A 22,639-nucleotide genomic window follows, 5' to 3' on the forward strand; every position below is an offset into this window, starting at 1 on the left:
GGCTCTTGTCACGCCCGGCGCGCGGCGGCATGGATGATGCCCGGCAGACAAAGGATGGACGCAGGATGATTGGCCTATTTGCAGCAGTTTCGGCGGCGCTTGCCGTTGCGGCCGGGGCGTTCGGCGCCCATGGCGCGGCGGGGCAGCAGGAGGCCGAATGGCTGCGCACCGGCGGGCTGTACCAGTTGATCCACGCCGTCGGCGCGCTCGCGATCATGGGTTTCGCGCGCGGGCCGGCGATCCTGCTGCTGGTCGGCGGCGCGATCTTTGCCATCACCCTCTATGCGATGGCGCTCGGCGGACCGCGCTGGCTGGGCGCCGTGACGCCGATCGGCGGCAGCCTGCTGATCATCGGCTGGCTGTGGGCCGGCTGGCTGTTCTGGCGGGGCTAACCCCCCGGCACGCTCGCTTCGCATTCCTCGCAGTTGATCACCTCGACGATCAGGTCGCCGGGTTCGAGGCGCTTCGCTTCCGCTTCCCAAAAGCCATAGGGTTTGCCGCCGCGATAGATGCGCAGGCCGCGGCCGCCGCTGGCGAGCTGGTCGATGCTGCGCCCGATTTCTTCGCCGCTGACGGGGCGTTCGCGGAGCTGGACGCGGCCGCCGACGCTGGCGAGGTCGGCCATATAGTCGGCGACATGCGCGCCCTGCGCCGACCCGGCGAGCAGCAGGCCCGTGAAGCTGACCGGGTTGATGACGTTATTCGCGCCCGCCTGCCGTGCGAGCAGTTCATTGTCCTGGGCGCGAATGACGACGCTGATCGGCACCTTGGGAGCAAGGTGGCGCACGGTCAGAACCATCAGGATCGACGCGTCGTCGCGCCCCGCCGAGACAAGGACCGACTGTGCCTTTGCAATCTGGACGTCGATCAACGTGTCGTCGTTCGATGCATCGCCCTGCAACACGTTGCAGCCGGCGGCTTCGGCTTCGGCGATCCGCGATCCCGACTGGTCGATCACGACGATGCAGGCGGGATCGGTGCCGCGCGCGATCAGTTCCCTGACCGCTTCGCTGCCGCTGATGCCATAGCCGAGCACGACGATGTGGTTGGTGAGCTTTGCCTGGATGCGGGCCATACGCCATTTTTCCCATGTGCGCTTGAGGACGAAATTATAGGCGGTGCCGACGAAGATGAAGAGTACCATGATGCGGATCGGCGTCACGATGACAGCCTCGATCAGCCGCGAGCGGTCGGACACCGGCGCGATGTCGCCGAAGCCCGTCGTGGTGACGGAGATCATGGTGAAATAGACGACATCGAGGAAGCTGATCTGACCGTCGTGGCTGTCCTTCAGTCCCGCGCGGTCGATCCAGTGGACGAGCACGACGAAAGCGATCAGCAGGAAGGCGACGCCCAGCCGCGTGACGACGTCGGCCCAGATCGGCCATTTGCTCATGCGGCGCAGCGGATTGAACCGGTGCTCGAAAGAAGGGCGGCGGGGCTTGGCCATCGCCGTTATCTTGGCGGCAATTGCTTCAACGGGTCAATCGGAATGCGATTCTTGCGGAGCTGGAAATGGAGCTGCGGCGACTGGACCTGGCCGCTCGCCCCGGCGCGGCCGATGATGTCGCCGGCCTTGACCGCCTGACCGCGCTGGACGTCGATCCGCCCCGCATGGCCATAGGCGCTGACCCAGCCGCCGCCATGGTTGATCAGGATCAGCCCGCCATAGACGCCGATCTGGTCGCCGGCATAGGCGACGACGCCCGGCGCGGCCGCATGGATCGGGGTGCCGGTCGCGGCGGCGATGTTGATCCCGTCGTTGACCTTGCCCGGCGCGAGCGGACCGAATTTCGCGATGATCTTTCCGGTGAGCGGCCACTGGAACCGCCCCGCGAAGCTGGCGGGCGCGGCGATCGCGGTGGTGACGGGTTTCGTCGGTGCAGCGCTGGCGGCGGTCGGCCGCGCGCTTTCGGCCAGCGCGGGCTGGCTGCCGGTCGCGATATCGTCGATGTCGAGGTTGAAGGCAGCGGCGCGCGCGGCGACGTCAACCGCCTTTGGCGGCAGCGCCTTGGCGTGCGAAGGCAGCCGCAGCCGCTGCCCGATGCGCAGGATATAGGGCTCGGCGAGTGCGTTGATCGTGATGATCTCGCCCCAGTCGACACCGTAAGCGGCCGCGATGCCGATCCCCGTCTCACCGGTCGCGACGCGGTGGTACAGGCCTGCCGGAACGCGGAGCTGTTGTCCGGGTAACAGCGTGTAGGGCGGCGTGAGATCATTCTCCATCGCCAGCGCTTCGGAGCCGACGCCCGTCATCTCGCCGATTGCGCGCAACGTGTCGCCGCGGCGCACAATATAAAGGCTACCCCCGACCCATCGCGCGTTGGTCGCGACCGGTTTCAGCGTCCAGGTCGGCCGGGCGTCGCCGCCCATGACGTCCTGCCGCACATAGCTGTCGGCTTCGGGTTCGGGACTTGCGCTCGCCGGCGGCGGGGCGGGGCGGCTCGGCGCACTGGCCGCAGGAATACAGCCGGCGAGCAACAGCACGCCCGGCAGCCATAGCGCATTACGGTGTGTGACACCCCCCATGCACCCTCTTTGCCAAAGCCGGGGCGCGATGGCTAGGCTTCTGTTCCGCTATGGCACAGATAATGCGAAAGGATCAGGCGGCGTAGGCGCTCCGCAGCGCGGCTAGCGAGGCGTCGTGAGTGAGGTCGAGCTGGAGCGGGGTGACCGAGATATATTTGTCGTCGATCGCCTCGAGGTCGCTGTCGTGGCCGAGGCTATGCTCGATGCCGTGCAGGCCGAACCAGAAATAGGGATAGCCGCGCGGGTCGGTGCCCTCGACGATCGAACCGCGGCCATAGTCGTGGAAGCCCTGCCGCGTCACCCGGATCCCTTGCACCTCGGCGGCGGGGATCGCGGGGAAGTTGATGTTGATCAGCGTGCGCGGCGCCATCTCCATATCGAGCAGCGGGCGCAGGACCTTGGCGCCCCACGCTTCGGCTGCCTCGAACGGCACGCTGTCGCCCATGCCTTCGCGGGCATAGACCTGGCTGAGCGCGATCGAACGGATGCCCGCGAGCGCACCCTCGATCGCGGCGGAGACCGTACCGGAATAGGTAACGTCGTCGCCGAGATTGGCGCCGCGATTGACCCCCGACAGGATCAGGTCGGGCTTTTCGGGCATCAGCTTGCCGATCGCCATCATCACCGAATCGGTCGGGGTGCCGCTGCACGACCAGCGCCGTTCGCCGTGCCGGCGGATACGCACCGGACGCGACAGGGTGAGCGAATGGCCGGCGCCGGACTGTTCCTCCGACGGTGCGCACACCCAAATATCGTCCGAAAGCTGGCGCGCGATCGCTTCCAGCACCGCCATGCCGGGGGCGTGATAGCCGTCGTCGTTGGTGAGGAGGATGCGCATCGCTGTTATCCAAACATACCGTCATTGCGAGGAGCGCAGCGACGAAGCAATCTCCAGCAGGAAGGGTTACGCTTGGTCGAAGGCTGGAGATTGCTTCGCTGCGCTCGCAATGACGGATCAGGGCGTCAGCTTCGTAATCCCGCCCATATAGGGCAGCAGCACCTGCGGAATGTCGACGCTGCCATCGGCCTGCTGGTAATTTTCGAGAATCGCCACCAGCGTCCGCCCGACCGCAAGGCCCGACCCGTTCAGCGTGTGGACGAACTCGTTGCCCTTTGCGCCGTCGCGGCGGAAGCGGGTGTTCATCCGCCGTGCCTGGAAATCGCCGCAGTTCGAACAGCTCGAAATCTCGCGATAGGCATTCTGGCCGGGAAGCCAGACTTCGAGGTCATAGGTCTTGCGCGCGCCGAACCCCATGTCGCCGGCGCACAGCAGCATCCGGCGATACGGCAGTTCGAGCGCTTCGAGGATCGCCTCGGCGGCGCGCGTCTTGCGTTCGAGTTCGGCGTCGCTGTCCTCGGGGCGGGTGATCGAGACAAGCTCGACCTTCCAGAACTGGTGCTGGCGGATATAGCCGCGCGTGTCGCGCCCCGCCGACCCGGCCTCGGACCGGAAGCAGGGGGTGAGCGCGGTCATGCGGACAGGCAGCTCGGCTTCGGGCAAAATCTCCTCGCGCACCGCATTGGTCAGGCTCATCTCCGACGTCGAGATCAGCCAGCGGCCGTCGGTGGTCTGGAACAGATCCTCGCGGAACTTGGGGAGCTGCGCGGTGCCATAGGCCGCCTCGTCGCGGACCATCAGCGGGCTCGCGCATTCGGTATAGCCGGCCTCGATCGTCTGGCGGTCGATCATATATTGGCCGAGCGCGCGTTCGAGCCGCGCCATCTGGCCCTTCAGGAAGGCGAAGCGCGCGCCCGACATCTTTGCCGCGGTTTCGAAATCGAGCCCGAGCGCGGGCGCGAAATCGGCATGTTCCTGCGGCGCGAAGTCGAAGCTGCGCGGGGTTCCCCAGCGCGAAATCTCGACATTGCCCTCTTCGTCCTCGCCCTCGGGGACGTCGGCGGCGGGCAGGTTGGGGAGGGCGGCAAGCCTGTCGTGCAGCGCGGCGAGCTGCTCGCGCTCGGCCTCCTCCTTGGCGGGAAGCGCGGCCTTGAGGTCGGCGACCTCGGCCTTCAGCGCCTCGGCGCCGTCCTTGTCGCCCTTTGCCATTGCCTGGCCGATCAGCTTCGAGGCTTCGTTGCGGCGCGCGAGCGACGACTGGATATCGGTCTGTAGCGCGCGCAGCGATGCGTCGGCGGCGAGGATTTCGGCAGACAAAGGTTCGAGACCGCGGCGTGCGAGACCGGCGTCGAAAGCTTGCGGGTTATCCCGGATCAGGCGGATATCGTGCATGCGCCGCGCTATGGCGGCGCGGCGCGGGCGGTGCAAGCCCGGTTATCGCTCGGTCAACTCTGCCAGTTGGGCGATCGCCGTGCCCCAGCCCTCGTGGAAGCCGAGCTCGAGATGCTTACTGCTATCGTCGGGATTCTTGTGGAGCACGCGCGCGGCGTAAAGCGTGCCGCCGTCCTGCGGTTCGAAGGTCAGGATCGCGGTCAGCGCGAGCCATGGTTCGGCGGGCTGCCAGCCTTCGGTCAGCACGGTGGTGAAAACGATCTTCTTCTCCGGCACCACGTCGAGGAAGCAGCCATCGACATGCGGCTGGAAATCGGCGGCGCCCTCTTCGCGCATGCGCGTGACGAAGCCGCCGCCGGGGCGCAGGTCGAGCGTGTCGACCCGGCACTCTATCGGCGCAGGAATCCACCATTTTTCCAGGTTTTCGGGGATGCTCCACGCATTCCATACAGCGACGGGCGGGGCGGCGATCAGGCGCGATATGGTGAGTTCGCTTGGGTTGGTCATGCTGCTTGCTCCGCTGTCATTTTGTGGGGGGATTTTGCGATTCGACGAAGGCGGCGAGGCGGTCGGTGCGCCCCTGCCAGACCGCCCGCTGTTCCGAGAGCCAGTCCTCGGCCGCGGCCAGCCGGTCGGCGTTGAGGTGGCAGGTCCGGACGCGGCCCGCCTTTTCGGAGCGGATCAGCCCCGATGTTTCGAGCACCGACAAATGCTTCATGAACGCGGGCAGGCCCATCGCAAAGGGTTCGGCCAGCCGCTTCACCGGCGCCGCGCCGCCGAGCAGGCGGCCGATCACCGCGCGCCGCGTCGGATCGGCAAGGGCATGGAAGACGGTGTCGAGCGAGGTTTGTTGGTTCGCCATATGGTGAACTATAGAGATGGTTTTCCGGATGGCAAACTGTTTTTGCGTGGCGGCATTGGGGTGGGGAACTGCCTTTTGACTGTAGGCCCATATTCCCCTCCCGCTTGCGGGAGGGGCAGCGAGGCTTGCCAGCTTGCTGGCTAGCCGCAGCGGGGAGGGTGTGTTGCGCCGTTACAGGCCCTCCCCCGACCCCTCCCGCAAGCGGGAGGGGAGATAGGGGCCACTTCCGGCCGAAACCATCCTGCCCGGCCACCACGCACAAAAAAGGGCCGCCCCGAAGGGCGGCCCGAATTTGGTGGCCGGTATGCCGGCCGCCAGTGGATGGCTTATGCCGCGTCCTGATCCTCGGCGTTGCGGTTGGCAGCGCGGCGACGCGCGACGAGCGCGGCGGCGGCGGCACCGAACAGGAGCATCATCGGCGGCGCCGGGACGGGGGTCGGGTCGCCCGACGAACCGCCATGGCTGCTGCTGCCGCCCGAGCTCGACGACGAGCTGGAGGACGAGGAACTGCTGCTCGACGACGAAGACGACGAGCTGCTCGTTGCGCCGAAGCTGCTGCTGCCGCCGGTCGCGCCCGACGAGGTCGCGCCGCTCGACGTGCTGCTGCTCGACGACGAAGAGGACGAGGAAGAGCTCGACGAGGAGCTGCTCGAACCACCCTTCGACGAGCCGCCCCAGCCCGAGCTGCCGTGCGAAGAACCGTGCGAGCTGCCGCCCTTCGACGAGCCGCCCGACGAGGACGAGCTCGACGAGGAGGAGGAGGAAGACGAGGACGAGCTCGACGACGAACTGCTGCTCGACGACGAGGTGCTGACGTTGCCGGACGAGGTCGAAACGTTGCCCGACGAAGTGCTGACATTGCCCGACGAGGTCGAAACACCGCCGGTCGAGGTGCTGACGCCGCCCGTCGACGTCGAGACGCCACCGGTCGAGGTGCTGACGCCGCCGGTCGAGGTCGACACGCCCGACGAGGTGCTGGTGGTCGAGCTGAGGCCGCCGGTGGTGGTCGAGGTGACCACGACGCTGCCGCTGCTGCCGCCGCCGCTCGAACCGCCGAAGAAGCCGCCGAAGAAGCCGCCGCCGAAACCGCCGCCGAAACCGCCGCCGATCACGGTCACGCCGCCGCCACCACCGCCACCTTCAAAACCGCCGCGCTGCGGGAAGGGGGCATAGGGGATCGGGGGAAGCGGGATCGTCTGCGTCACCACCTGCGTTTGCGGGGTCGCGGTGCGGATCACCTTCTTGGTCGTTACGACGCGGCGCACGCGCTTGACCGGCTTGCGTGCCGCATGACGCTTGCGGACGACTTTCTTGGCCGGTCCCGCGCAGGGCGAACAGGACTGGGCTGCACGTGCCTTCGGAACGTCGGCGATCTGCATCGCGCCGGTTCCGATGATCGCGCCGCCGCAGGTGCAGGCGCAAAGCTTGGCGAGGGCCATTCGGACAGACATAGGTTTCTCTCTTCTTTCCCGTTGCAGGTGCGTTGGCGCCTCCGCCCACACCCCCATGCACCTTCTACTGAAGCCAAAAGGCCAAAGCTTTATGAACGCCGCAATTGCGTTAACCGCGTTTGTCTGTCCGCCATCGGGAATTGAGGGGCGGAATCAACCAAAATGACGACTTCTGTCCCAAAAAAGCACAAAATATGCGGCAATTCTATGCGGATAGTTAACTTCCGGCCCTATTCGGGCGAGTCCGGGCGCGCAGGAAGGGTCGTCCGGAATCACCCTTTCCGGCACTGGTTCAGCCGCGCTTCACCGGACGGGGGGCATGGCCATGCTTCGGCGCTTGTGTCGTAACCGGTGGCTGGTTATAGGCGCGGCGCAATCCTTGGATCGTCATCCTCGGCGACCAGGCGACAGGAAAGGACGCGGAAGGCCCTTATGCCAACCCAGATCGCCGACGTTGGTGCCGACGCGCTCCGCGAAGCTAAATCGAACCTCGATTCGGACTATATTCCCCGCGACGACGAAGAGTTCATGAACGAGCGGCAGCAGGAATATTTCCGCGGCCTGTTGCTCGCATGGAAAAAGTCGATCCTGACCGAGGCGGAATCGACCCTCGCCCATCTGCAGGACGGCCCGCTGCGCGAGCCCGATCTGGCGGATCGCGCGTCGAGCGAGACCGACTGGGCGATCGAACTCCGCACCCGAGACCGTCAGCGCAAGCTGATCGCCAAGATAGATTCGGCGATCCGTCGCATCGACGAGGGCGAATATGGCTATTGCGCGGTGACGGGCGAACCGATTTCGCTTGCTCGCCTCCAGGCGCGCCCGATCGCGACGATGACGCTCGAGGCGCAGGAACGTCACGAGCGGAACGAGCGGATTTCGCGCGAGGATTGACGCGCGGCTGCGCGATGCCGGATTTCGGTCCGGCGTTTTCCGCAACGCCCCTTTACGTTTCGGCAAGGGCTCCATTTTAGATTCGTCGCCTCACGCTAGCGAGGAACGGGTTGCAGATGGATTCGCGCGGACCAGTATCTTTGGATGAAGAAGTCGCTGCATTGTCGCGCGGCGCCGATCGCGACAGCCTGTTCATGCAGGCGGCGCTGACGATTCCGGGACATGCCGAGCCGGTGCTCGTCCGCGTCCGCAACCTGTCGGCGGGCGGCATGCTCGCGGAAAGTCCGGCGCGGGTCGCCGAAGGCGCGACGGTCGAGGTCGAGCTGCGCAACGTTGGCGCTGTGCCGGGGCGCATCGTTTGGGTCGGCGAAGGCAAGTTTGGCGTCGCGTTCGACCGGGCGGTCAATCCGCAGGCGGTACGTCGTCAGGTGGTTCAGAAACAGGATTTGCCGCCGCATCTTTCCCGGCTCGGCAAGCCTGACAAGGCCATCTACCGCCGACGCTGATCATGACCAGCGGGCGGTAGCGGCCGGACGATCGATCAGGCGATCGTCACCATCTCTTCCTTGATTCTCAATTTCTGCTTTTTCATCTGCGCCAGCACGGCCATGTCGGGGGCGGGGCGGCGCTCTTCATTCGCAATTTTCTCGTCGAGGTCCGCGTGACGGGACTTCAGGGCGGAAAGGTGCGAGGTGCTCATTGGCCATTCTCCTTTTCGACTCGATTGGCAGGGCCGAGTAAATCACGAATCGCCCCGATTGTCGTGACGATTCGCCAGACCGGTCCCCGTTGCGGACAGGCCGTGATCATGGCAGGAGGGCGGGCGTGAACCCCGAAGAAATCACCCAGCGCCTCGAACTGCTTCGCATCGAACATCGTGACCTCGATGCCGCGATCATCGCGCTTGGCGATGCGACCGTGCCCGATCAACTGCAACTCGCGCGGCTCAAGAAACGCAAGCTGCGCCTGCGCGACGAAATCGCATGGTGTGAGGATCAACTGCTTCCCGACATCATCGCCTGAACGGCCGGCCGCGCATAACGGAAGCATCCGTGACGCGAAACGGGACATCGGGCGAACCGAAAGATGGTTAGCGCCATTGCTCCCGGCGGGCGCACCATGGCATCTCCTGTTCCGCAAGACGGGGACAAGGGAAGATGATGGCGTTCGGTCTGCCGGTACAACGTGCCCAGGTTGAAAATCTCTATGTCGAGGCGATGCTGCTTGCCGACGAGGCGCATGCGGCATTTGCGGTGCAGCGCGATCTTGGCCGGATCGACGGGGGCCGGATCGCAGGCGGCCGCGACAGCCTGCACCTCGTCGGCCTTGCTTGCGAATCGCTCAAGACGACAACGCGGCTGATGCACATCATCGCTTGGCTGCTCCACCGCCGCGCGATGATCGCGGGCGATCCGGGGGCCGGCGCGAACGACAGCGCGGCACGGATCGGCGAGCCTGTTGCCGCCGACTGGAGCGTGTGCCTCGGCTTCGACTCCGCGATCCGGCGTATCATCGCGGCGAGCGAGCGCCTGTTCGAGCGCGTCGCGGCGCTGGAAGCGGGGTGGGACACGCCGCAGGCGGTCACTCCGGTGCAGGAACTGCTCGCGCAGCTCGAAGCCCGGCTCTAACCGGCGATAAACCCGCGCCGCGTCAGCCAGGCCGTGAGCACCGCAATATATTCGGGCGAGTCCGCCTGTTCGGTCCCGTCATATTTCGGGTCGAGCGAAATTTTCTCGTCGGCCGAGACCTGCATTGCATGGTCGGCAGCGGCGACGACATGGAGCTCCATTTCGGGCATCCGTCCGGCAACGGACTTCAGCCGTTCGACCGACTCGGCGACCGGCACCACCGCATCGTTCGCGCCATAGAGGACGAGCGTCGGCACGGTGACAGCGGTCAAATTGGTCAGCGGATCGTTCTCGATCTCCTTGCGCCAGCCCGAAACCGCGCGGTCGCGAACCGTTTCGCCCATGTAGAGATATTTGAACCATGGCTTTGTCTTCGCGGCGTCGACCCGGCGCTGTGCCGCCTCCCGGCTCGCCGTGCCGCGCATATAATCGTCGACCGCCTTGCGCGTCGCGACCATCTGGTCGATGTCCGCCTGCGGATAGCCGTTGGCGCGCAAATGGTTGGTCGAGGAGAAGATCATCTGGACGTCGGCGGTGACGACGGGAGCGGACACCGAAATCACGAAAGCGATATCGCCGCTGCGCGACGCCGCCAACGGCGAGATCCAGCCGCCCTGGCTCAGTCCCCATGTCCCGATCCGTTTCGTGTCGATGCGCGGGTCGGTCTTCAGGCTTTGGACGGCGGCAATGGCATCGTCGGCAAGCGTGGTGAAATTGCCGCCTGCGTCCCTGGTTCCCGACTGTCCCGAACCGCGCCGGTCATAGGTGAAGACGGCGATACCGAGCGCGGGCAGCATTGCTTTCAGATGATCGTAAAGCGACGCATTGCCGAGCGGCGACGAGGCGCTGTGGGTGACGACGATCGCGGCAACGGGCTTGTCGCTGCGCGGTAGATAGAGCGTTCCCGCCAGTTCGGCGTCGCCGCTCGTGAAACGGCGCTCCTCCGCCACCACCTGCGTCGTGGCTTGGGCTCCCCATGGGGCTGCCGAAGCAGCCTCCGCCGCCGCGACCGGCCGGGCGAGACACAGGGCGGCAGCAAGGACAGACAAGCCGGCAACAACACGCATCGAACGACCTCCAGCGCAAGGAGGCGATACCCTATCCGCCGCGAACGGCGCCCGTCAAATTTCCAGCGAACCAATGGCTTGCGATGCCGAACCGGCCCTCATGGATTTGCCAGCCACTCGATCCACGCGCCATGCGCGTGCGCATGGCCGAGCATCTGCGGCGCGTCGCCGCCGGGCCAGTAGCGCAGCACCAGCTCGTGGCGGTGCAGCGTCCGGTTCGCCTCGAGCGCGATCCAGGCGAGCGGCCGGTCGGGGGTGGCGGCGGCGCCGGCTGCCTCCATCGCGGCGGTCACCCGCGCCTGCTGGTCGGCGGGAACATATTGCCAGACGATCGAATGCATCAGCACCCGCGTCGTCTCCGCCGCCTGCGGCTTCGCCAGTTCGGCCTCGACGAAGTCGGCGGCGTTCATGTCGACGAGATCGGGCTTCTTTTCGCGCGCCGCGGCGACCGCAGCCTCCATGCGCGCGAACCGGACGTCATGCTCGGGCCAGATATAGGCCTTGAGCCGTAGCGCCTGCGCCGGATCGGTCAGGTCGACGGGCGCGACGTCGCAGCCCTTGAGACTCTCGAACGCGATCCGGTGCTGCGGCGGATGCATGCCGCGCCATTCGGGTGTGAAGGCCATCACGCCCGGCTGCGGCCCGACCTGCACCCCGGCAAGATCGTAGTGATAGCGGTCGAGCATCAGGTTGATCCCGGCGCTCGATCCGATCTCCAGACATTGAAAGCGCGGCGGCAGGCCCTGCTCGACGAGCCACAGCATCGCCGCGACGAAGTTCGACGAGCGCCCCGCTTCGTTGGTCTGCGGCGGGCCGTCGAGCCAGGGCAGCAGCGCCGCTTCGTGCCGCCGCACGACCCCCGCGACGATCGCGACGTCGTTGATGTCGTCGGCATTGGCATAGATCGGTGCGAGTTCGCTCGCCGCGCCCGACAGGTGCAGCGCGTGGATGCCGCCGGCGGCGCGCAGCGGCAGCGCGTCGGCAAGCGGCATGCCGTCCCAGTCGGCGATCCGCTGCGCAAATCCGGTCGCAGGCTGGTCGAGCAGCGCGCCGAGCGCCGCGACGACGCGCGCGGTCACCGGGGCGTCGTTGGCGCGGCAATAGGCGACCTGATTGGCAAAGGCGGTGCGCACCGCCGCAGGCCCGGTCTCCGCCATGTCGACCAATTGATAGCGCTCGCTCATTGCCCTTTCTCCCGCCGCCGCTTATGGGCTGGCGCGCTTATGCCCGAACCGATCATCTTTGCCATCCCGAAAGGGAGGATTCTCGACGAGGCGCTGCCGCTGCTGGTAGCGGTCGGCATCGAGCCTGCGGCCGATTTTTTCGACAAGAAAAGCCGCGCGCTGGTGTTCGCGACGAACCAGCCGCATATCTCGCTGATCCGGGTGCGCGCGTTCGACGTCGCGACCTTCGTGGCGCATGGCGCGGCGCAGCTCGGCATCGTCGGCTCCGACGTCATCGACGAGTTCGACTATTCGGAACTTTATGCGCCGGTCGATCTCGGCATCGGCCATTGCCGCCTGTCGCTCGCGGGGCCCGAAGGCAGTGCGCCGCCCGGGCTCGGCGCCAGCCACATTCGCGTCGCGACCAAATATCCCGCGATCACCCGCCGCTGGTTCGAGGGTCAGGGCATCCAGGCCGAGTGCATCAAATTGAACGGCGCGATGGAGATCGCCCCGAAGCTCGGACTCGCGTCGCACATCGTCGACCTTGTTTCGACCGGGCGCACGCTCGTCGAAAATGCGCTCGCCGAGCAGACGGTGATCAGCGAGGTGTCGGCGCGGCTGATCGTCAACCGCGCCGCCTTCAAGCTGCGTTCGACCGAAGTTCCGGCGCTGGTCGAGAAATTCCGGCAGGCGGCTGGCAATGCGGCGGCTTGACGCCTCGACGCCCGGCTTTGCGGCCGCGTTCGACGCGCTGGTGAACGACCGGCGCGAGAGCGCGTCCGACGTTTCGGCCGATGTTGCGGCGATCGTCGCGCGGGTGAAGGTCGCGGGCGACGCGGCGCTCGCCGAATACACCGCGGAGTTCGATCGCTTCGATCTCGATGCGAGCGGCTGGAGCATCTCGAAAGACGAATGCGCCGCGGCCTATGACGCGCTGGCGCCTGAACTGCGCGACGCGCTGAACCTCGCCGCCGACCGTATCCGCGCCTATCACGCCGCGCAGCTTCCCGAAAACCGCGACTATCGCGACGACAGCGGCGCGCGCCTCGGTGCGCGGTGGAATGCCGTCGATGCGGCGGGGGTTTATGTGCCGGGCGGCCGCGCCGCCTATCCCTCGTCGGTACTGATGAACATCCTGCCCGCCAAGGTCGCGGGGGTCGAACGCATCGTGATGATGACCCCGACCCCGGGCGGCGAGACCAACCCGGTGGTGATGGCGGCGGCGCATATCGGCGGGGTCGACGAGATCTGGCGCGTCGGCGGGGCGCAGGCGGTTGCGGCGCTCGCTTATGGCACCGATCGCATCGCGCCGGTCGATGTCGTCACCGGTCCCGGCAATGCCTGGGTCGCCGAGGCGAAGCGCCAGCTTTACGGCGTCGTCGGCATCGACATGGTCGCGGGGCCGAGCGAGATCGTCGTGATCGCCGACGCCCGGAACGACGCGCGCCGGATCGCCGCCGACCTTTTGAGTCAGGCCGAGCATGATCCGACCAGCCAGTCGATCCTGTTCACCGACGATGCGGCATTCGCCGATGCGGTCGCCGACGCGGTCGATGCGATCATTCCGACGCTGTCGACTGCGGCGACGATGCGCGAAAGCTGGGATGCCAACGGCGCGATCGTCGTCGTCCCGACGCTCGCCGATGCGATCCCGCTCAGCGATCGCCTCGCGCCCGAACATCTCGAACTCGCGGTCGATGCGGACGAAGCCGACGCGCTGTTCGACAAGGTCCGCCACGCGGGCTCGGTCTTCCTCGGCCGCCACACGCCCGAAGCGATCGGCGACTATGTCGCGGGTCCCAACCATGTGCTGCCGACCGGCCGCCGCGCGCGTTTTTCGAGCGGGTTGTCGGTCACCGACTTCATGAAGCGCACCAGCTTCCTCGCGCTCGACGAAGCGAGCCTCGCCGCGATCGGCCCGGCCGCGGTCGCGCTCGCCGGGGCCGAGGGGCTTCCCGCGCATGCGCTTTCGGTCAGCCAGCGTCTCAGCTAAGAAAAGAACGATGAATAAACGCGCCCAGTCCCGCTCCGCCGCCCGTCTCGCCGCCGTGCAGGCGCTTTACCAGCACGAGATGGAAGCGACGCCGGTCGCCAAGCTGATCCACGAATTTCACCAGCACCGTATCGGCGCGATCATCGAGGACGCCGAATATGCCGATGCCGACCTGCCCTTCTTCGACGATATCGTGAAGGGCGCGCTCGCGCGGCTGCCCGAAGTCGACGCGGCGATCACCGCCCGACTCGCCAGCGGCTGGACGATGGAGCGGCTCGACCGCACGATGAAGGCGATCCTGCGCGCCGGCACCTATGAACTGATCGCGCGCGGCGACGTGCCGATCGGTGCGGTGGTCAGCGAATATGTCGACGTTGCCAAGGCGTTTTTCGACACGCGCGAGGCGGGGTTCGCGAACGGGCTGCTCGACGCCATCGGGAAGTCGGTGCGGGGAACCGCCGCTTAGGCTATCCGTTCGCATCGAGCGAAGCCGAATGGACAAGGCGCCCGCATCGAAACGAGAGGGTGATATGAGCGAAGCCGATTTCATCGCCCGCCTGCGCGCCATCGCGACCGACCCCGCCGCGCGCGGCCTCGCCGACGATGCGGCGGAGTGGGAGGGTCTGGTCCTCACCCACGACATGATCGTCGAGGGTATCCATTTTCTTCCCGACGACACGCCGCAGGACGTTGCGTGGAAACTGGTGGCGGTGAACCTGTCCGATCTCGCCGCGAAAGGCGCTGCGCCGGTCGGCATACTCGTCGGCTACAGCCTCGGCGACGACGCGTGGGATGCTGCCTTCGTCGAGGGGCTCGACGTGGCGCTGCGCCGTTTCGGGATCATCCTGCTTGGCGGCGACACGGTGCGGGTGCCCGCTGGGGCACCGCGCAGCTTCGGCCTCACCGCGATCGGCCGGGCGCCCGCGGGCGGCGCGCCGTCGCGCGCCGGGATGCGGCCGGGCGACCAGCTCTGGGTGACGGGGACGATCGGCAACGCCGGGCTCGGCCTCGCGATGCGGCTGGGGCAGGTCGAACCGAACGAGACCTGTCTCGCCGCCTATCGCCGCCCGCAGCCGCAACTGACATTCGGTCAGGCGGTCGTGCCACATGTCCATGCGATGATGGACGTGTCCGACGGCCTGCTGATCGATGCCGAGCGCATGGCGACGGCGAGCGGCTGTCAGCTTGTCCTGATGCTCGAATCGCTGCCGCTGTCGGCGGCGCTGCTCGCGGTGCGCCCCGATGTGCTCGATACGCGACTTGCGGCGGCAACAGCGGGTGACGATTACCAGCTTCTCTTTGCCGCCGATCCGGCCGCGACGGCGAGCATTCGCGAGATTGCTGCCGGGCTCGATATTGCCGCGACACCGATCGGTCATGCCGGGGTGGGGGAGGGAATCGTCTTGACCCACCGCGCCCAGCGGATCGCACTGCCCGAGCGTCTCGGTTTCATGCACTGAGCGCGAAACCTCGGAAAATTGCCGAATAACCGGGGTTGCGTGTCGCATTCTTTCTTCCCATAACTCGGCGTCCAAATTTGGGGCGGTCGCATCAGGGGAGAGAGCGAACCGGCAACAATACGTCGGACGTGCTCGACTGCTAACTTCTGCGTCGCCCTTCTCATGGGGAAGGAACAGTCACGCATGAATCCGGTTTTGATCGCGATAGCGTGCGGCCTTTTGGCCGTGCTCTATGGATTCATTACCTCGCGGCAGGTGCTCAGCGCATCGGCGGGTAATGAAAAGATGCAGGAAATCGCCGGCGCCATCCAGGAAGGCGCCAAGGCCTATCTGGGCCGCCAATATCGTACCATCGCCATCGTCGGCGTCGTCGTTGCCGTGCTGGTCGGGGTCTTCCTCGGCCCGATCTCGGCGACCGGCTTCGTCATCGGTGCCGTCCTGTCGGGGGTTGCCGGCTTCGTCGGCATGAACATCTCGGTGAAGGCGAACGTCCGCACTGCGGCGGCGGCGCAGACGGGCCTGCAGGCGGGCCTGACCATGGCGTTCCGCGCCGGCGCGATCACCGGCATGCTGGTGGCGGGCCTCGCGCTCCTCGCGATCTCGGTCTTCTTCTGGTACCTCGTCGGCCCCGGCGGCTACACCGTCGGCGGTGAGGATCGCACCGTCGTCGACGCGCTCGTCGCCCTCGCTTTCGGCGCTTCGCTCATCTCGATCTTCGCGCGCCTCGGCGGCGGCATCTTCACCAAGGCGGCCGACGTCGGCGCCGACCTCGTCGGCAAGGTCGAGGCCGGAATTCCCGAAGACGATCCGCGCAACCCCGCGGTGATCGCCGACAATGTCGGCGACAATGTCGGCGACTGCGCCGGCATGGCGGCCGACCTTTTCGAAACCTATGTCGTCACCGTCGGCGCCACCATGGTGCTGATCGCGCTGCTGCTGAAGGGTGCCGGCGACATGCTGGTGCCGCTGATGACGCTGCCGCTGCTGATGGGCGGCGTGTGCATCATCACCTCGATCATCGGCACGTATTTCGTCCGTCTCGGCAGCGGGACCAACGTCATGGGTGCGATGTACAAGGGCTTCCTCGTCACCGCCGTGCTGTCGATTCCCGCAATCTGGTTCTCGACCAGCTATGCGCTTGGCGGCGACATGAGCACGAACATCACGGGCACCGACTTCAACGGCAGCGACCTTTTCTATTGCTCGCTGCTCGGGCTCGTCATCACCGGTCTGATCATCTGGATCACCGAATATTACACCGGCACCAACTATCGTCCGGTGCGCAGCATCGCCAAGGCATCGGAAACGGGCCACGGCACCAACGTGATTCAGGGCCTCGCTATCAGCCTCGAATCGACCGCGCTGCCGACGCTCGTCATCTGCGTCGGCATCATCGTCGCCTATCAGACCGCGGGCATCATCGGCATCGCCTTCGCCGCGACCGCGATGCTCGCGCTTGCCGGCATGGTCGTCGCGCTCGACGCCTATGGCCCGGTCACCGACAACGCCGGCGGCATCGCCGAAATGGCGGGTCTCGACGATTCGGTTCGTGAAAAGACCGACCTGCTCGACGCGGTGGGCAACACGACCAAGGCGGTGACCAAAGGCTATGCCATCGGTTCGGCGGGCCTCGCGGCGCTGGTGCTGTTCGGTACTTATACGGCCGACATCGCCGAATATTCGGCGAAGCTCGGGATTGACGCGCCGCTGACCTTCTCGCTGTCGTCGCCCTACGTCATCGTCGGACTGCTGCTCGGCGCGCTCCTGCCGTACCTATTCGGTGCGATGGGCATGACCGCGGTCGGCCGCGCGGCGGGCGACGTGGTGAAGGACGTCCGCGACCAGTTCGCGAACAACAAGGGCATCATGGACGGCACCAGCCGCCCCGACTACGCCCGCACCGTCGACCTCGTCACCAAGGCAGCGATCAAGGAAATGATCATTCCGTCGCTGCTGCCGGTGCTCGCGCCGATCGTCGTCTATTTCGTGATCCGCGCGGTTGCCGGTCCGGCTGCGGCGCTCGAAGCGCTCGGCGCGCTGTTGCTCGGCGTGATCGTCGGCGGGCTGTTCGTTGCCATCTCGATGACCTCGGGCGGCGGCGCATGGGACAATGCCAAGAAATATATCGAGGACGGCAACCACGGCGGCAAGGGCAGCGAAGCCCATAAGGCCGCGGTTACCGGCGACACCGTCGGCGATCCGTACAAGGACACCGCGGGCCCGGCGGTCAACCCGATGATCAAGATCACCAACATCGTGGCGATCCTGCTCCTCGCGGCGCTGGCGCACGGCGCGGCGTAAGCTGCGCCGCCTTTACGGGCAAAGAAAGGCCCCGCCGGAGCGATCCGGCGGGGCTTTTTCTTTTCGGCTTTGGAGTGGGGAGCGGTCAATCGGTAGTTGGCCGTTCCCAATATGAGTAATCCGCTGCACTTTGGACTCGAGCCCAAACATCGTCTGTCATTGTGAGCTTCCAAACACCGCCGAGCGCCCAAGCCATTCTGCGATCTCGGCGAGCTTCTTCTTCAACGGCGTGGATAGATGTTGGTCCGGAGATCGATAGCCAATCTTCCAGCGGCCCCGCCGCAAGGTGCCCAACGACTTCTTGCGCTTCGGTCCGCTCTGCCGAGTAAAAATCCTCTTCCTGATAGCTTCTAACGACAGCCTTGATGACTTCCCACGCAACTACCGGGTTATCTTCTGCGAGTTCGTACAAGACCCACGCCCGCGCTGCTATCTCAGCGGGCGCATCATTCGGGTCCGTATAGCGCGCATTTTCTATCCAATCCGCAGCTACCTGGTCGATGTCATACTTCATTAGCTACGCTGCCACGGTGCTGAAATGACTGCAATCGCTCACCAGCCGTCCTTCACGACGCCGACGTCGCCTTCATCTGCTGCGCATAGCCCGCCTGCACCATCGCGCTCATCCGGTCGAATAGCGCGTCGGGATCGCTGCGGCGCAGCGCGGCGGTGGCGGCTTCGGCGCCTTCGGCGACCACCAGCTCGCGCGTGCCCGCCGCGACCGCATCGAGGATCTGCTTCGCCGCAAAATCGGGCGACAGGCCGTTGTCGATCGCTGCGTCGCTTGCCCCGCGCACGCTGCCGTCGGCGTTCAGCGCGTTGCGGCTGACGTTGGTCGCGACCGATCCCGGCGCGACGACGAGGACTTTCAGCCCGAGGTGCTCATTCTCTGCCCGCACGCTGTCATGATAGCCGATCAGTCCATGCTTTGCGGCGCAATAGGCGCTGCGCAGCGGCACGCCCGCGATTCCCGCGACGCTCGATATGGCGACCACCTGACCGCCGCCGGCGCCGACCATCCGCGGCAGCAGCGCCTGCGTCAGCGCGATCGGCGCGAGCAGGTCGACCGCGACGATCCGTTCATAGACCGGGAAATCGGTTTCGATCGCCAGGCTGCGCTGCGAAATGCCGGCATTGTTGACCAGCCCGTCGATGCGTCCGCACCAGTTCCACGCCTGTTCGGCAAGCGCGGGAATCGCGGCATAATCGGTCGCCTCGAACGGCAGGATCATCGTCCCGGCGCCGCAGTCCTTCGCCACCGCCTCCAGCGCCGCGACATTGCGCCCCGACAGGATTAGCTTTGCGCCGCGCGCTGCCAGCGCGCGCGCCAGCGCCGCGCCGATTCCCGACGAAGCCCCGGTAATCCACCAGATTTGATCTTTCATGACGGCTCCCTATCTCTGTTTCGTTTCAACCTGAAACGGGTGGGAACGGGCGTCAAGCCAGCACCCCGACGCATTTCCGCGCAGGGGTGGCAATTTTGTTGCGAATCTGTTATAATTAATAACAACACGCCGACATTCTGCCTCTTCCCGCCGCTTGGGCTGGGGCACATTCGGCGTTCCTATGGAGCCATATCCCTTGCCACTCTGACTGGCTAGCGCCGCCCGAATTGCTGATCCCCCTCAAACCGGAGGGCGGGATGCACCGGTGTTGTCGCAGTTTCCAGCCGCGGTCAAGGCAGCAGAAAGGAATTTGCATGTCGGCGAACACGCTTTTGTTCGAAGTCGGTGATTATGTCGTTTATCCCAAACATGGCGTGGGGCGCGTCATCGAGTTGCAAAAGTCCGAAATCGCGGGAATGCAGCTCGAACTTTATGTCCTCCGCTTCGAAAAGGAAAAGATGACGCTTCGCGTGCCGACGAACAAGGCGGAAGGCGTCGGGATGCGCAAGCTGTCGTCGGACAAGACGCTGAAGGAAGCGCTGCAGGTGCTGACCACCAAGCCGAAGGTCAAGCGCACCATGTGGTCGCGCCGCGCGCAGGAATATGAAGCCAAGATCAACTCGGGCGACCTCGTGTCGATCGCCGAAGTGACCCGCGACCTGTTCCGCGCCGATGACCAGCCCGAACAGAGCTATTCGGAGCGCCAGATCTTCGAAGCGGCGTCGAGCCGCCTCGCGCGCGAACTCGGCGCGATGGAGGAAAGCGACGAAAAGACGGCGCAGGCGAAGATCCTCCAGATCCTCAACGAACATGCGCCGCTCTATTATGCCGAAAAGGCGCTCTGAGGCAGGCTTTCCAAAAAGGGGAAAGAGAGGGCGGTCCCGCAAGGGCCGCCCTTTTCGATTCTGTCATTGCGAGCGAAGCAAAGCAATCTCCAGCTATTGCAATGCCTGGACGCCAGCAGGAGATTGCCGCGTCGCCACGCTCCTCGCAATGACGCGCTAGGGATATTTCGCCTCGACGAAATAGAGCCCGTCGGGGGGCGCGTTCAGCCCCAGCGCGCTGCGATCGGCGGCGTCGAGCGCGGCTTTCAGATCGCGCGCCGACCATTTTCCTTCGCCGACCATGCTGAGACAGCCGACCATCGAGCGCACCTGATGGTGGAGGAAGCTGCGCGCCGCGGTTTCGATGATGATCTCGTCGCCGTGGCGACTGACGCTGATCCGGTCGAGCGTCTTGACCGGACTGTCGGCCTGGCAATGCACCGAGCGGAAGGTCGTGAAGTCATGGCGTCCGACCAGCGCCTGCGCGGCGCCGTGCATCGCTTCGGCGTCGAGCGGCTTGGCGAACTGCCACGACAGCCCCTTGTCCCACGTCAGCGGCGCGCGGCGGTTGACGATGCGATATTCATAGGCGCGCCCGATGCACGAAAAGCGCGCGTGCCAGTCGCCCGCCACCTCGGCGCAGGCGAGCACCGCGACGGGCGCGGGGCGAAGCTGCGCATTGAGCGCCTCCATCAGCCGGAACGGCTGGATCGGCTTTTCGATGTCGACATGCGCGCGCATCGCGATCGCGTGGACCCCGGCGTCGGTGCGGCCCGCGCCGTGGACCGCGGTGGCTTCGCCGGTGATGCGCGTGACGGCCTCTTCCAGCGCCTGCTGGACGCTCGGCCCGTGGCTCTGCCGCTGCCAGCCCATGAAGGGGCGGCCGTCGAATTCGACGGTGAGCGCGAAACGCGTCATGCGAGGCGCGTCCCTTTCGGAATCGCGCGGCCGCGCAGCAGTTCGGCAGTGTCCATCGCGGGCTTTCCGGCGCGCTGGACGCGTGTCGCGCGGATCGCGCCGGGGTTGCAGGCGATGGTCAGATTGTCGTCCGTCGTCACGCCGGGGACGGCGCCCGCGACGGCTTCCGACGGATGCACGACCTCCGCGGCGAGGATCTTGTAACGCTCGCCCTCCAGCTCGAAAAAGGCGCCGGGCACCGGGTTGAAGGCGCGAATTTGCCGTTCGGCCTGCACCGCGCTCACGAGGAAATCGAGCCGCGCCTCGCTCTTGTCGATCTTGGCCGCATAGGTGACGCCGTCCTCGGGCTGCGGTTCGGGGATGAAGGCGTGCAGGTCGCTCAGCACGCGGCGCATCATCAGCGCGCCCATCTCGGCGAGTTCGCCGGTCAGCGCGCCGGCGGTCTTTCCCGCGACCGGCGTCGTCTCGATCAGCCGCATCGCCCCGGTGTCGAGCCCGATGTCCATCTGCATGATCGTGACGCCCGTGGCGCTATCGCCCGCCAGGATCGCGCGTTGTACCGGCGCCGCGCCGCGCCAGCGCGGCAGGATCGAGCCATGGACGTTGAGGCACCCCTCGCGCGGGGCGCCCAGCACCGCCTGCGGCAGGATCAGGCCATAGGCGGCGACCACCGCGACATCGAGGTCGAGCGCGGCGAATTCGGCCTGCGCCGCCTCGTCCTTCAGGCTCCGCGGCGTGCGGACGGGCAGGCCATGTTCCTCGGCCCAGACCTGCACCGGGCTCTTCTGCAATTTCTTGCCGCGCTGCGCGGGGCGCGGCGGCTGGGTGTAGACCGCGACGATATCGTGCCCCGCCGCGTGGAGCGCGGCGAGCGTCGGCACCGCAAAGGGCGGCGTTCCCATGAAGGCGATGCGCATTGTCATTTCTCGCGCGCCGCTTAAGACCATCCGTCATGGCATCGCAAGAGATTGAAGCGCTCGTCCAGCAACTCGCCCGCCTGCCGGGGCTCGGCCCGCGGTCGGCGCGCCGCGCGGTGCTGCATCTGATGAAGAAGCGTGAAAGCAGCTTCGCACCGCTGCTCGCGGCGCTCCAGACCGTCTCCGAACGGCTCGTCACCTGCGGCATTTGCGGCAATGTCGACACGCAGGACCCGTGCGCAATCTGCGCCGACCCGCGCCGCGATGCGCGCAGCCTGTGCGTCGTCGAGGAGGTGTCCGACCTCTGGGCGCTCGACAAGTCGCGGCTGTTCCCCGGTAAATATCATGTCCTCGGCGGCCGCCTGTCGGCGCTGGAAGGCGTGCGCCCTCAGGACCTCAGCATCGACGCCCTCGTCGCGCGCGTCGCCGCGGGCGGCATCGACGAGGTCGTGCTGGCGATGAACGCGACGCTGGAAGGGCAGACGACGGCGCATTATCTCGCCGAGCGGCTCGAGGGCTATCCGGTCCGGCTGACCCAACTCGCGCATGGCCTGCCGGTGGGCGGGGAGCTCGATTATCTCGACGAAGGGACGCTGGCGCAGGCGCTTCGGGCGCGGAGGCCGGTAGGCTAGAGCAGACTGTAAACAACTGACACTTGACGTGGCCCGGATTGTGGCGCATTAAATAGATGTTCGCAGTGCTGCGAGCGCTGGTCGCGAAAGCGGCCTTTTTTGTTGCCACGACGTGGCATCTCCATGAGCGACAAAGGAACGGCGCAACCGTGCAAGAACTTGCATGGGTGCTGGCCCGCTCTTTGGCATATGTCGTCAGCTCGATTATTGAAGCAATTGCCTCGCGCAACTGCGTGCGCCGGAAGAGCGCACTGCACCTGCGTGTGGGCGATTGGTTCGAGCTGAAATCGACAAAAGCCGAAGAGTTCGACCGCATCCGCTAACCTCGGATAATCGCATCCTGTTTACGCGATTCCGAGAGAGATGACGCGTGCCCAAAAAG

27 protein-coding genes are annotated in these 22,639 nt (G+C 66.1%); 14 read left to right on the forward strand and 13 right to left on the reverse strand.

Going from position 1 to position 22,639, the window contains the following annotated elements:
- Positions 1-65: 65 nt before the first annotated feature.
- Positions 66-392, forward strand: a complete 327-nt coding sequence (locus V6U71_RS04570; RefSeq protein ID WP_411341141.1) for a DUF423 domain-containing protein — start codon at positions 66-68, stop codon at positions 390-392.
- Here V6U71_RS04570 and V6U71_RS04575 read toward each other — a convergent pair.
- The 6 genes from V6U71_RS04575 to V6U71_RS04600 all read right to left on the reverse strand — a co-directional run bounded on the left by V6U71_RS04575 (position 389) and on the right by V6U71_RS04600 (position 5,621).
- A complete protein-coding gene (locus V6U71_RS04575; protein ID WP_411341142.1) occupies positions 389-1,450 on the reverse strand; it encodes a potassium channel family protein in 1,062 nt (353 codons plus the stop codon). The genes V6U71_RS04570 and V6U71_RS04575 overlap by 4 nt on opposite strands.
- 5 nt (positions 1,451-1,455) lie before the next feature.
- A complete protein-coding gene (locus tag V6U71_RS04580) occupies positions 1,456-2,529 on the reverse strand; it encodes a peptidoglycan DD-metalloendopeptidase family protein (RefSeq protein ID WP_411341143.1) in 1,074 nt (357 codons plus the stop codon).
- Between the two features lie 73 nt (positions 2,530-2,602).
- Positions 2,603-3,367, reverse strand: coding sequence for a 5'/3'-nucleotidase SurE (surE, locus tag V6U71_RS04585; protein WP_411341144.1), 765 nt, complete (start codon positions 3,365-3,367; stop codon positions 2,603-2,605).
- A gap of 117 nt (positions 3,368-3,484) precedes the next feature.
- Positions 3,485-4,759 (reverse strand): serine--tRNA ligase, encoded by a 1,275-nt coding sequence (gene serS / locus V6U71_RS04590; RefSeq protein ID WP_411341145.1) that lies wholly within the window; start codon positions 4,757-4,759, stop codon positions 3,485-3,487.
- A 42-nt stretch (positions 4,760-4,801) separates the two neighbouring features.
- Complete coding sequence (locus V6U71_RS04595) at positions 4,802-5,266, reverse strand: SRPBCC domain-containing protein (RefSeq protein WP_411341146.1); 465 nt, start codon at positions 5,264-5,266, stop codon at positions 4,802-4,804.
- A 16-nt stretch (positions 5,267-5,282) separates the two neighbouring features.
- On the reverse strand, positions 5,283-5,621 hold the full coding sequence (locus tag V6U71_RS04600) for an ArsR/SmtB family transcription factor (RefSeq protein ID WP_054725263.1): 339 nt from the start codon (positions 5,619-5,621) through the stop codon (positions 5,283-5,285).
- A 357-nt stretch (positions 5,622-5,978) separates the two neighbouring features.
- On the opposite strand from V6U71_RS04600, the gene V6U71_RS04605 reads away from it, so the two are divergent.
- The 3 genes from V6U71_RS04605 to V6U71_RS04615 all read left to right on the forward strand — a co-directional run bounded on the left by V6U71_RS04605 (position 5,979) and on the right by V6U71_RS04615 (position 8,472).
- Positions 5,979-6,794, forward strand: a complete 816-nt coding sequence (locus V6U71_RS04605; protein ID WP_411341147.1) for a hypothetical protein — start codon at positions 5,979-5,981, stop codon at positions 6,792-6,794.
- Between the two features lie 710 nt (positions 6,795-7,504).
- Entirely contained in the window at positions 7,505-7,966 is a 462-nt protein-coding gene (gene dksA, locus V6U71_RS04610) for an RNA polymerase-binding protein DksA (protein WP_054588600.1), read from the forward strand.
- A 140-nt stretch (positions 7,967-8,106) separates the two neighbouring features.
- A complete protein-coding gene (locus V6U71_RS04615) occupies positions 8,107-8,472 on the forward strand; it encodes a PilZ domain-containing protein (RefSeq protein ID WP_234716082.1) in 366 nt (121 codons plus the stop codon).
- A gap of 35 nt (positions 8,473-8,507) precedes the next feature.
- Here the strand turns inward: V6U71_RS04615 and V6U71_RS04620 are convergent, their stop codons facing one another.
- Positions 8,508-8,666 (reverse strand): YdcH family protein, encoded by a 159-nt coding sequence (locus V6U71_RS04620; protein ID WP_411341148.1) that lies wholly within the window; start codon positions 8,664-8,666, stop codon positions 8,508-8,510.
- 125 nt (positions 8,667-8,791) lie between these two features.
- Between V6U71_RS04620 and V6U71_RS04625 the strand changes: the two genes are divergently transcribed.
- On the forward strand, positions 8,792-8,989 hold the full coding sequence (locus tag V6U71_RS04625; RefSeq protein WP_054588598.1) for a YdcH family protein: 198 nt from the start codon (positions 8,792-8,794) through the stop codon (positions 8,987-8,989).
- 134 nt (positions 8,990-9,123) lie between these two features.
- Positions 9,124-9,594: a DUF1465 family protein gene (locus V6U71_RS04630; RefSeq protein WP_411341149.1), complete on the forward strand. Its 471-nt coding sequence runs from the start codon at positions 9,124-9,126 to the stop codon at positions 9,592-9,594.
- On the opposite strand, the gene V6U71_RS04635 is transcribed toward V6U71_RS04630, so the two are convergent.
- Positions 9,591-10,661, reverse strand: a complete 1,071-nt coding sequence (locus V6U71_RS04635) for an alpha/beta hydrolase family protein (RefSeq protein WP_411341150.1) — start codon at positions 10,659-10,661, stop codon at positions 9,591-9,593. The genes V6U71_RS04630 and V6U71_RS04635 overlap by 4 nt on opposite strands.
- 98 nt (positions 10,662-10,759) lie before the next feature.
- A complete protein-coding gene (locus tag V6U71_RS04640; RefSeq protein ID WP_411341151.1) occupies positions 10,760-11,845 on the reverse strand; it encodes a DUF2332 domain-containing protein in 1,086 nt (361 codons plus the stop codon).
- A 39-nt stretch (positions 11,846-11,884) separates the two neighbouring features.
- Here V6U71_RS04640 and hisG point away from each other — a divergent pair, with 39 nt between their 5' ends.
- The 5 genes from hisG (at position 11,885) to V6U71_RS04665 (ending at position 17,581) form a co-directional block, all read left to right on the forward strand.
- Entirely contained in the window at positions 11,885-12,541 is a 657-nt protein-coding gene (hisG, locus tag V6U71_RS04645; RefSeq protein WP_411341152.1) for an ATP phosphoribosyltransferase, read from the forward strand.
- Positions 12,528-13,820 carry a histidinol dehydrogenase gene (gene hisD / locus V6U71_RS04650; protein WP_411341153.1) on the forward strand — a complete coding sequence of 431 codons (1,293 nt, stop codon included), beginning with the start codon at positions 12,528-12,530 and terminating at the stop codon, positions 13,818-13,820. The genes hisG and hisD overlap by 14 nt, the downstream gene beginning before the upstream one ends.
- Before the next feature lie 10 nt (positions 13,821-13,830).
- The gene (nusB, locus tag V6U71_RS04655; RefSeq protein ID WP_054725281.1) at positions 13,831-14,286 is read left to right on the forward strand and encodes a transcription antitermination factor NusB; all 456 of its coding nucleotides are present in this window, start codon (positions 13,831-13,833) and stop codon (positions 14,284-14,286) included.
- Positions 14,287-14,350: 64 nt separating this feature from the next.
- A complete protein-coding gene (thiL, locus tag V6U71_RS04660) occupies positions 14,351-15,280 on the forward strand; it encodes a thiamine-phosphate kinase (RefSeq protein WP_411341154.1) in 930 nt (309 codons plus the stop codon).
- Positions 15,281-15,463: 183 nt separating this feature from the next.
- Positions 15,464-17,581, forward strand: coding sequence for a sodium-translocating pyrophosphatase (locus V6U71_RS04665; protein WP_411341155.1), 2,118 nt, complete (start codon positions 15,464-15,466; stop codon positions 17,579-17,581).
- An 85-nt stretch (positions 17,582-17,666) separates the two neighbouring features.
- On the opposite strand, the gene V6U71_RS04670 is transcribed toward V6U71_RS04665, so the two are convergent.
- Together V6U71_RS04670 and V6U71_RS04675 are read right to left on the reverse strand one after the other, a co-directional pair.
- On the reverse strand, positions 17,667-18,095 hold the full coding sequence (locus V6U71_RS04670; RefSeq protein WP_411341156.1) for a DUF6869 domain-containing protein: 429 nt from the start codon (positions 18,093-18,095) through the stop codon (positions 17,667-17,669).
- A 52-nt stretch (positions 18,096-18,147) separates the two neighbouring features.
- Positions 18,148-18,966: an SDR family NAD(P)-dependent oxidoreductase gene (locus tag V6U71_RS04675; RefSeq protein ID WP_411341157.1), complete on the reverse strand. Its 819-nt coding sequence runs from the start codon at positions 18,964-18,966 to the stop codon at positions 18,148-18,150.
- 314 nt (positions 18,967-19,280) lie between these two features.
- Between V6U71_RS04675 and V6U71_RS04680 the strand changes: the two genes are divergently transcribed.
- Entirely contained in the window at positions 19,281-19,811 is a 531-nt protein-coding gene (locus V6U71_RS04680; protein WP_054588588.1) for a CarD family transcriptional regulator, read from the forward strand.
- A 156-nt stretch (positions 19,812-19,967) separates the two neighbouring features.
- On the opposite strand, the gene truA is transcribed toward V6U71_RS04680, so the two are convergent.
- Together truA and fmt are read right to left on the reverse strand one after the other, a co-directional pair.
- Positions 19,968-20,708, reverse strand: a complete 741-nt coding sequence (gene truA / locus V6U71_RS04685; RefSeq protein WP_411341158.1) for a tRNA pseudouridine(38-40) synthase TruA — start codon at positions 20,706-20,708, stop codon at positions 19,968-19,970.
- Complete coding sequence (gene fmt, locus V6U71_RS04690) at positions 20,705-21,625, reverse strand: methionyl-tRNA formyltransferase (RefSeq protein ID WP_411342309.1); 921 nt, start codon at positions 21,623-21,625, stop codon at positions 20,705-20,707. The genes truA and fmt overlap by 4 nt, the downstream gene beginning before the upstream one ends.
- A 35-nt stretch (positions 21,626-21,660) precedes the next feature.
- On the opposite strand from fmt, the gene recR reads away from it, so the two are divergent.
- Both recR and V6U71_RS04700 read left to right on the forward strand, forming a co-directional pair.
- Positions 21,661-22,257, forward strand: coding sequence for a recombination mediator RecR (gene recR / locus V6U71_RS04695; RefSeq protein ID WP_192648677.1), 597 nt, complete (start codon positions 21,661-21,663; stop codon positions 22,255-22,257).
- Positions 22,258-22,313: 56 nt separating this feature from the next.
- Positions 22,314-22,580 carry a hypothetical protein gene (locus V6U71_RS04700; protein WP_411341159.1) on the forward strand — a complete coding sequence of 89 codons (267 nt, stop codon included), beginning with the start codon at positions 22,314-22,316 and terminating at the stop codon, positions 22,578-22,580.
- Positions 22,581-22,639: the final 59 nt, after the last annotated feature.

Source organism: Sphingopyxis sp. J-6, from assembly GCF_046603995.1.
In the GTDB taxonomy this organism is placed as follows: domain Bacteria; phylum Pseudomonadota; class Alphaproteobacteria; order Sphingomonadales; family Sphingomonadaceae; genus Sphingopyxis.

Bases quoted from the DNA above. Each gene is read 5' to 3' on its own strand.
- V6U71_RS04570 (WP_411341141.1), top strand. From the start codon at position 66: ATGATTGGCCTATTTGCAGCAGTTTCGGCGGCGCTTGCCGTTGCGGCC.
- V6U71_RS04575 (WP_411341142.1), bottom strand. From the start codon at position 1,450: ATGGCCAAGCCCCGCCGCCCTTCTTTCGAGCACCGGTTCAATCCGCTG.
- V6U71_RS04580 (WP_411341143.1), bottom strand. From the start codon at position 2,529: ATGGGGGGTGTCACACACCGTAATGCGCTATGGCTGCCGGGCGTGCTG.
- surE (WP_411341144.1), bottom strand. From the start codon at position 3,367: ATGCGCATCCTCCTCACCAACGACGACGGCTATCACGCCCCCGGCATG.
- serS (WP_411341145.1), bottom strand. From the start codon at position 4,759: ATGCACGATATCCGCCTGATCCGGGATAACCCGCAAGCTTTCGACGCC.
- V6U71_RS04595 (WP_411341146.1), bottom strand. From the start codon at position 5,266: ATGACCAACCCAAGCGAACTCACCATATCGCGCCTGATCGCCGCCCCG.
- V6U71_RS04600 (WP_054725263.1), bottom strand. From the start codon at position 5,621: ATGGCGAACCAACAAACCTCGCTCGACACCGTCTTCCATGCCCTTGCC.
- dksA (WP_054588600.1), top strand. From the start codon at position 7,505: ATGCCAACCCAGATCGCCGACGTTGGTGCCGACGCGCTCCGCGAAGCT.
- V6U71_RS04620 (WP_411341148.1), bottom strand. From the start codon at position 8,666: ATGAGCACCTCGCACCTTTCCGCCCTGAAGTCCCGTCACGCGGACCTC.
- V6U71_RS04630 (WP_411341149.1), top strand. From the start codon at position 9,124: ATGATGGCGTTCGGTCTGCCGGTACAACGTGCCCAGGTTGAAAATCTC.
- V6U71_RS04635 (WP_411341150.1), bottom strand. From the start codon at position 10,661: ATGCGTGTTGTTGCCGGCTTGTCTGTCCTTGCTGCCGCCCTGTGTCTC.
- V6U71_RS04640 (WP_411341151.1), bottom strand. From the start codon at position 11,845: ATGAGCGAGCGCTATCAATTGGTCGACATGGCGGAGACCGGGCCTGCG.
- hisG (WP_411341152.1), top strand. From the start codon at position 11,885: ATGCCCGAACCGATCATCTTTGCCATCCCGAAAGGGAGGATTCTCGAC.
- hisD (WP_411341153.1), top strand. From the start codon at position 12,528: ATGCGGCGGCTTGACGCCTCGACGCCCGGCTTTGCGGCCGCGTTCGAC.
- nusB (WP_054725281.1), top strand. From the start codon at position 13,831: ATGAATAAACGCGCCCAGTCCCGCTCCGCCGCCCGTCTCGCCGCCGTG.
- thiL (WP_411341154.1), top strand. From the start codon at position 14,351: ATGAGCGAAGCCGATTTCATCGCCCGCCTGCGCGCCATCGCGACCGAC.
- V6U71_RS04665 (WP_411341155.1), top strand. From the start codon at position 15,464: ATGAATCCGGTTTTGATCGCGATAGCGTGCGGCCTTTTGGCCGTGCTC.
- V6U71_RS04670 (WP_411341156.1), bottom strand. From the start codon at position 18,095: ATGAAGTATGACATCGACCAGGTAGCTGCGGATTGGATAGAAAATGCG.
- V6U71_RS04675 (WP_411341157.1), bottom strand. From the start codon at position 18,966: ATGAAAGATCAAATCTGGTGGATTACCGGGGCTTCGTCGGGAATCGGC.
- V6U71_RS04680 (WP_054588588.1), top strand. From the start codon at position 19,281: ATGTCGGCGAACACGCTTTTGTTCGAAGTCGGTGATTATGTCGTTTAT.
- truA (WP_411341158.1), bottom strand. From the start codon at position 20,708: ATGACGCGTTTCGCGCTCACCGTCGAATTCGACGGCCGCCCCTTCATG.
- fmt (WP_411342309.1), bottom strand. From the start codon at position 21,625: ATGCGCATCGCCTTCATGGGAACGCCGCCCTTTGCGGTGCCGACGCTC.
- recR (WP_192648677.1), top strand. From the start codon at position 21,661: ATGGCATCGCAAGAGATTGAAGCGCTCGTCCAGCAACTCGCCCGCCTG.
- V6U71_RS04700 (WP_411341159.1), top strand. From the start codon at position 22,314: ATGTTCGCAGTGCTGCGAGCGCTGGTCGCGAAAGCGGCCTTTTTTGTT.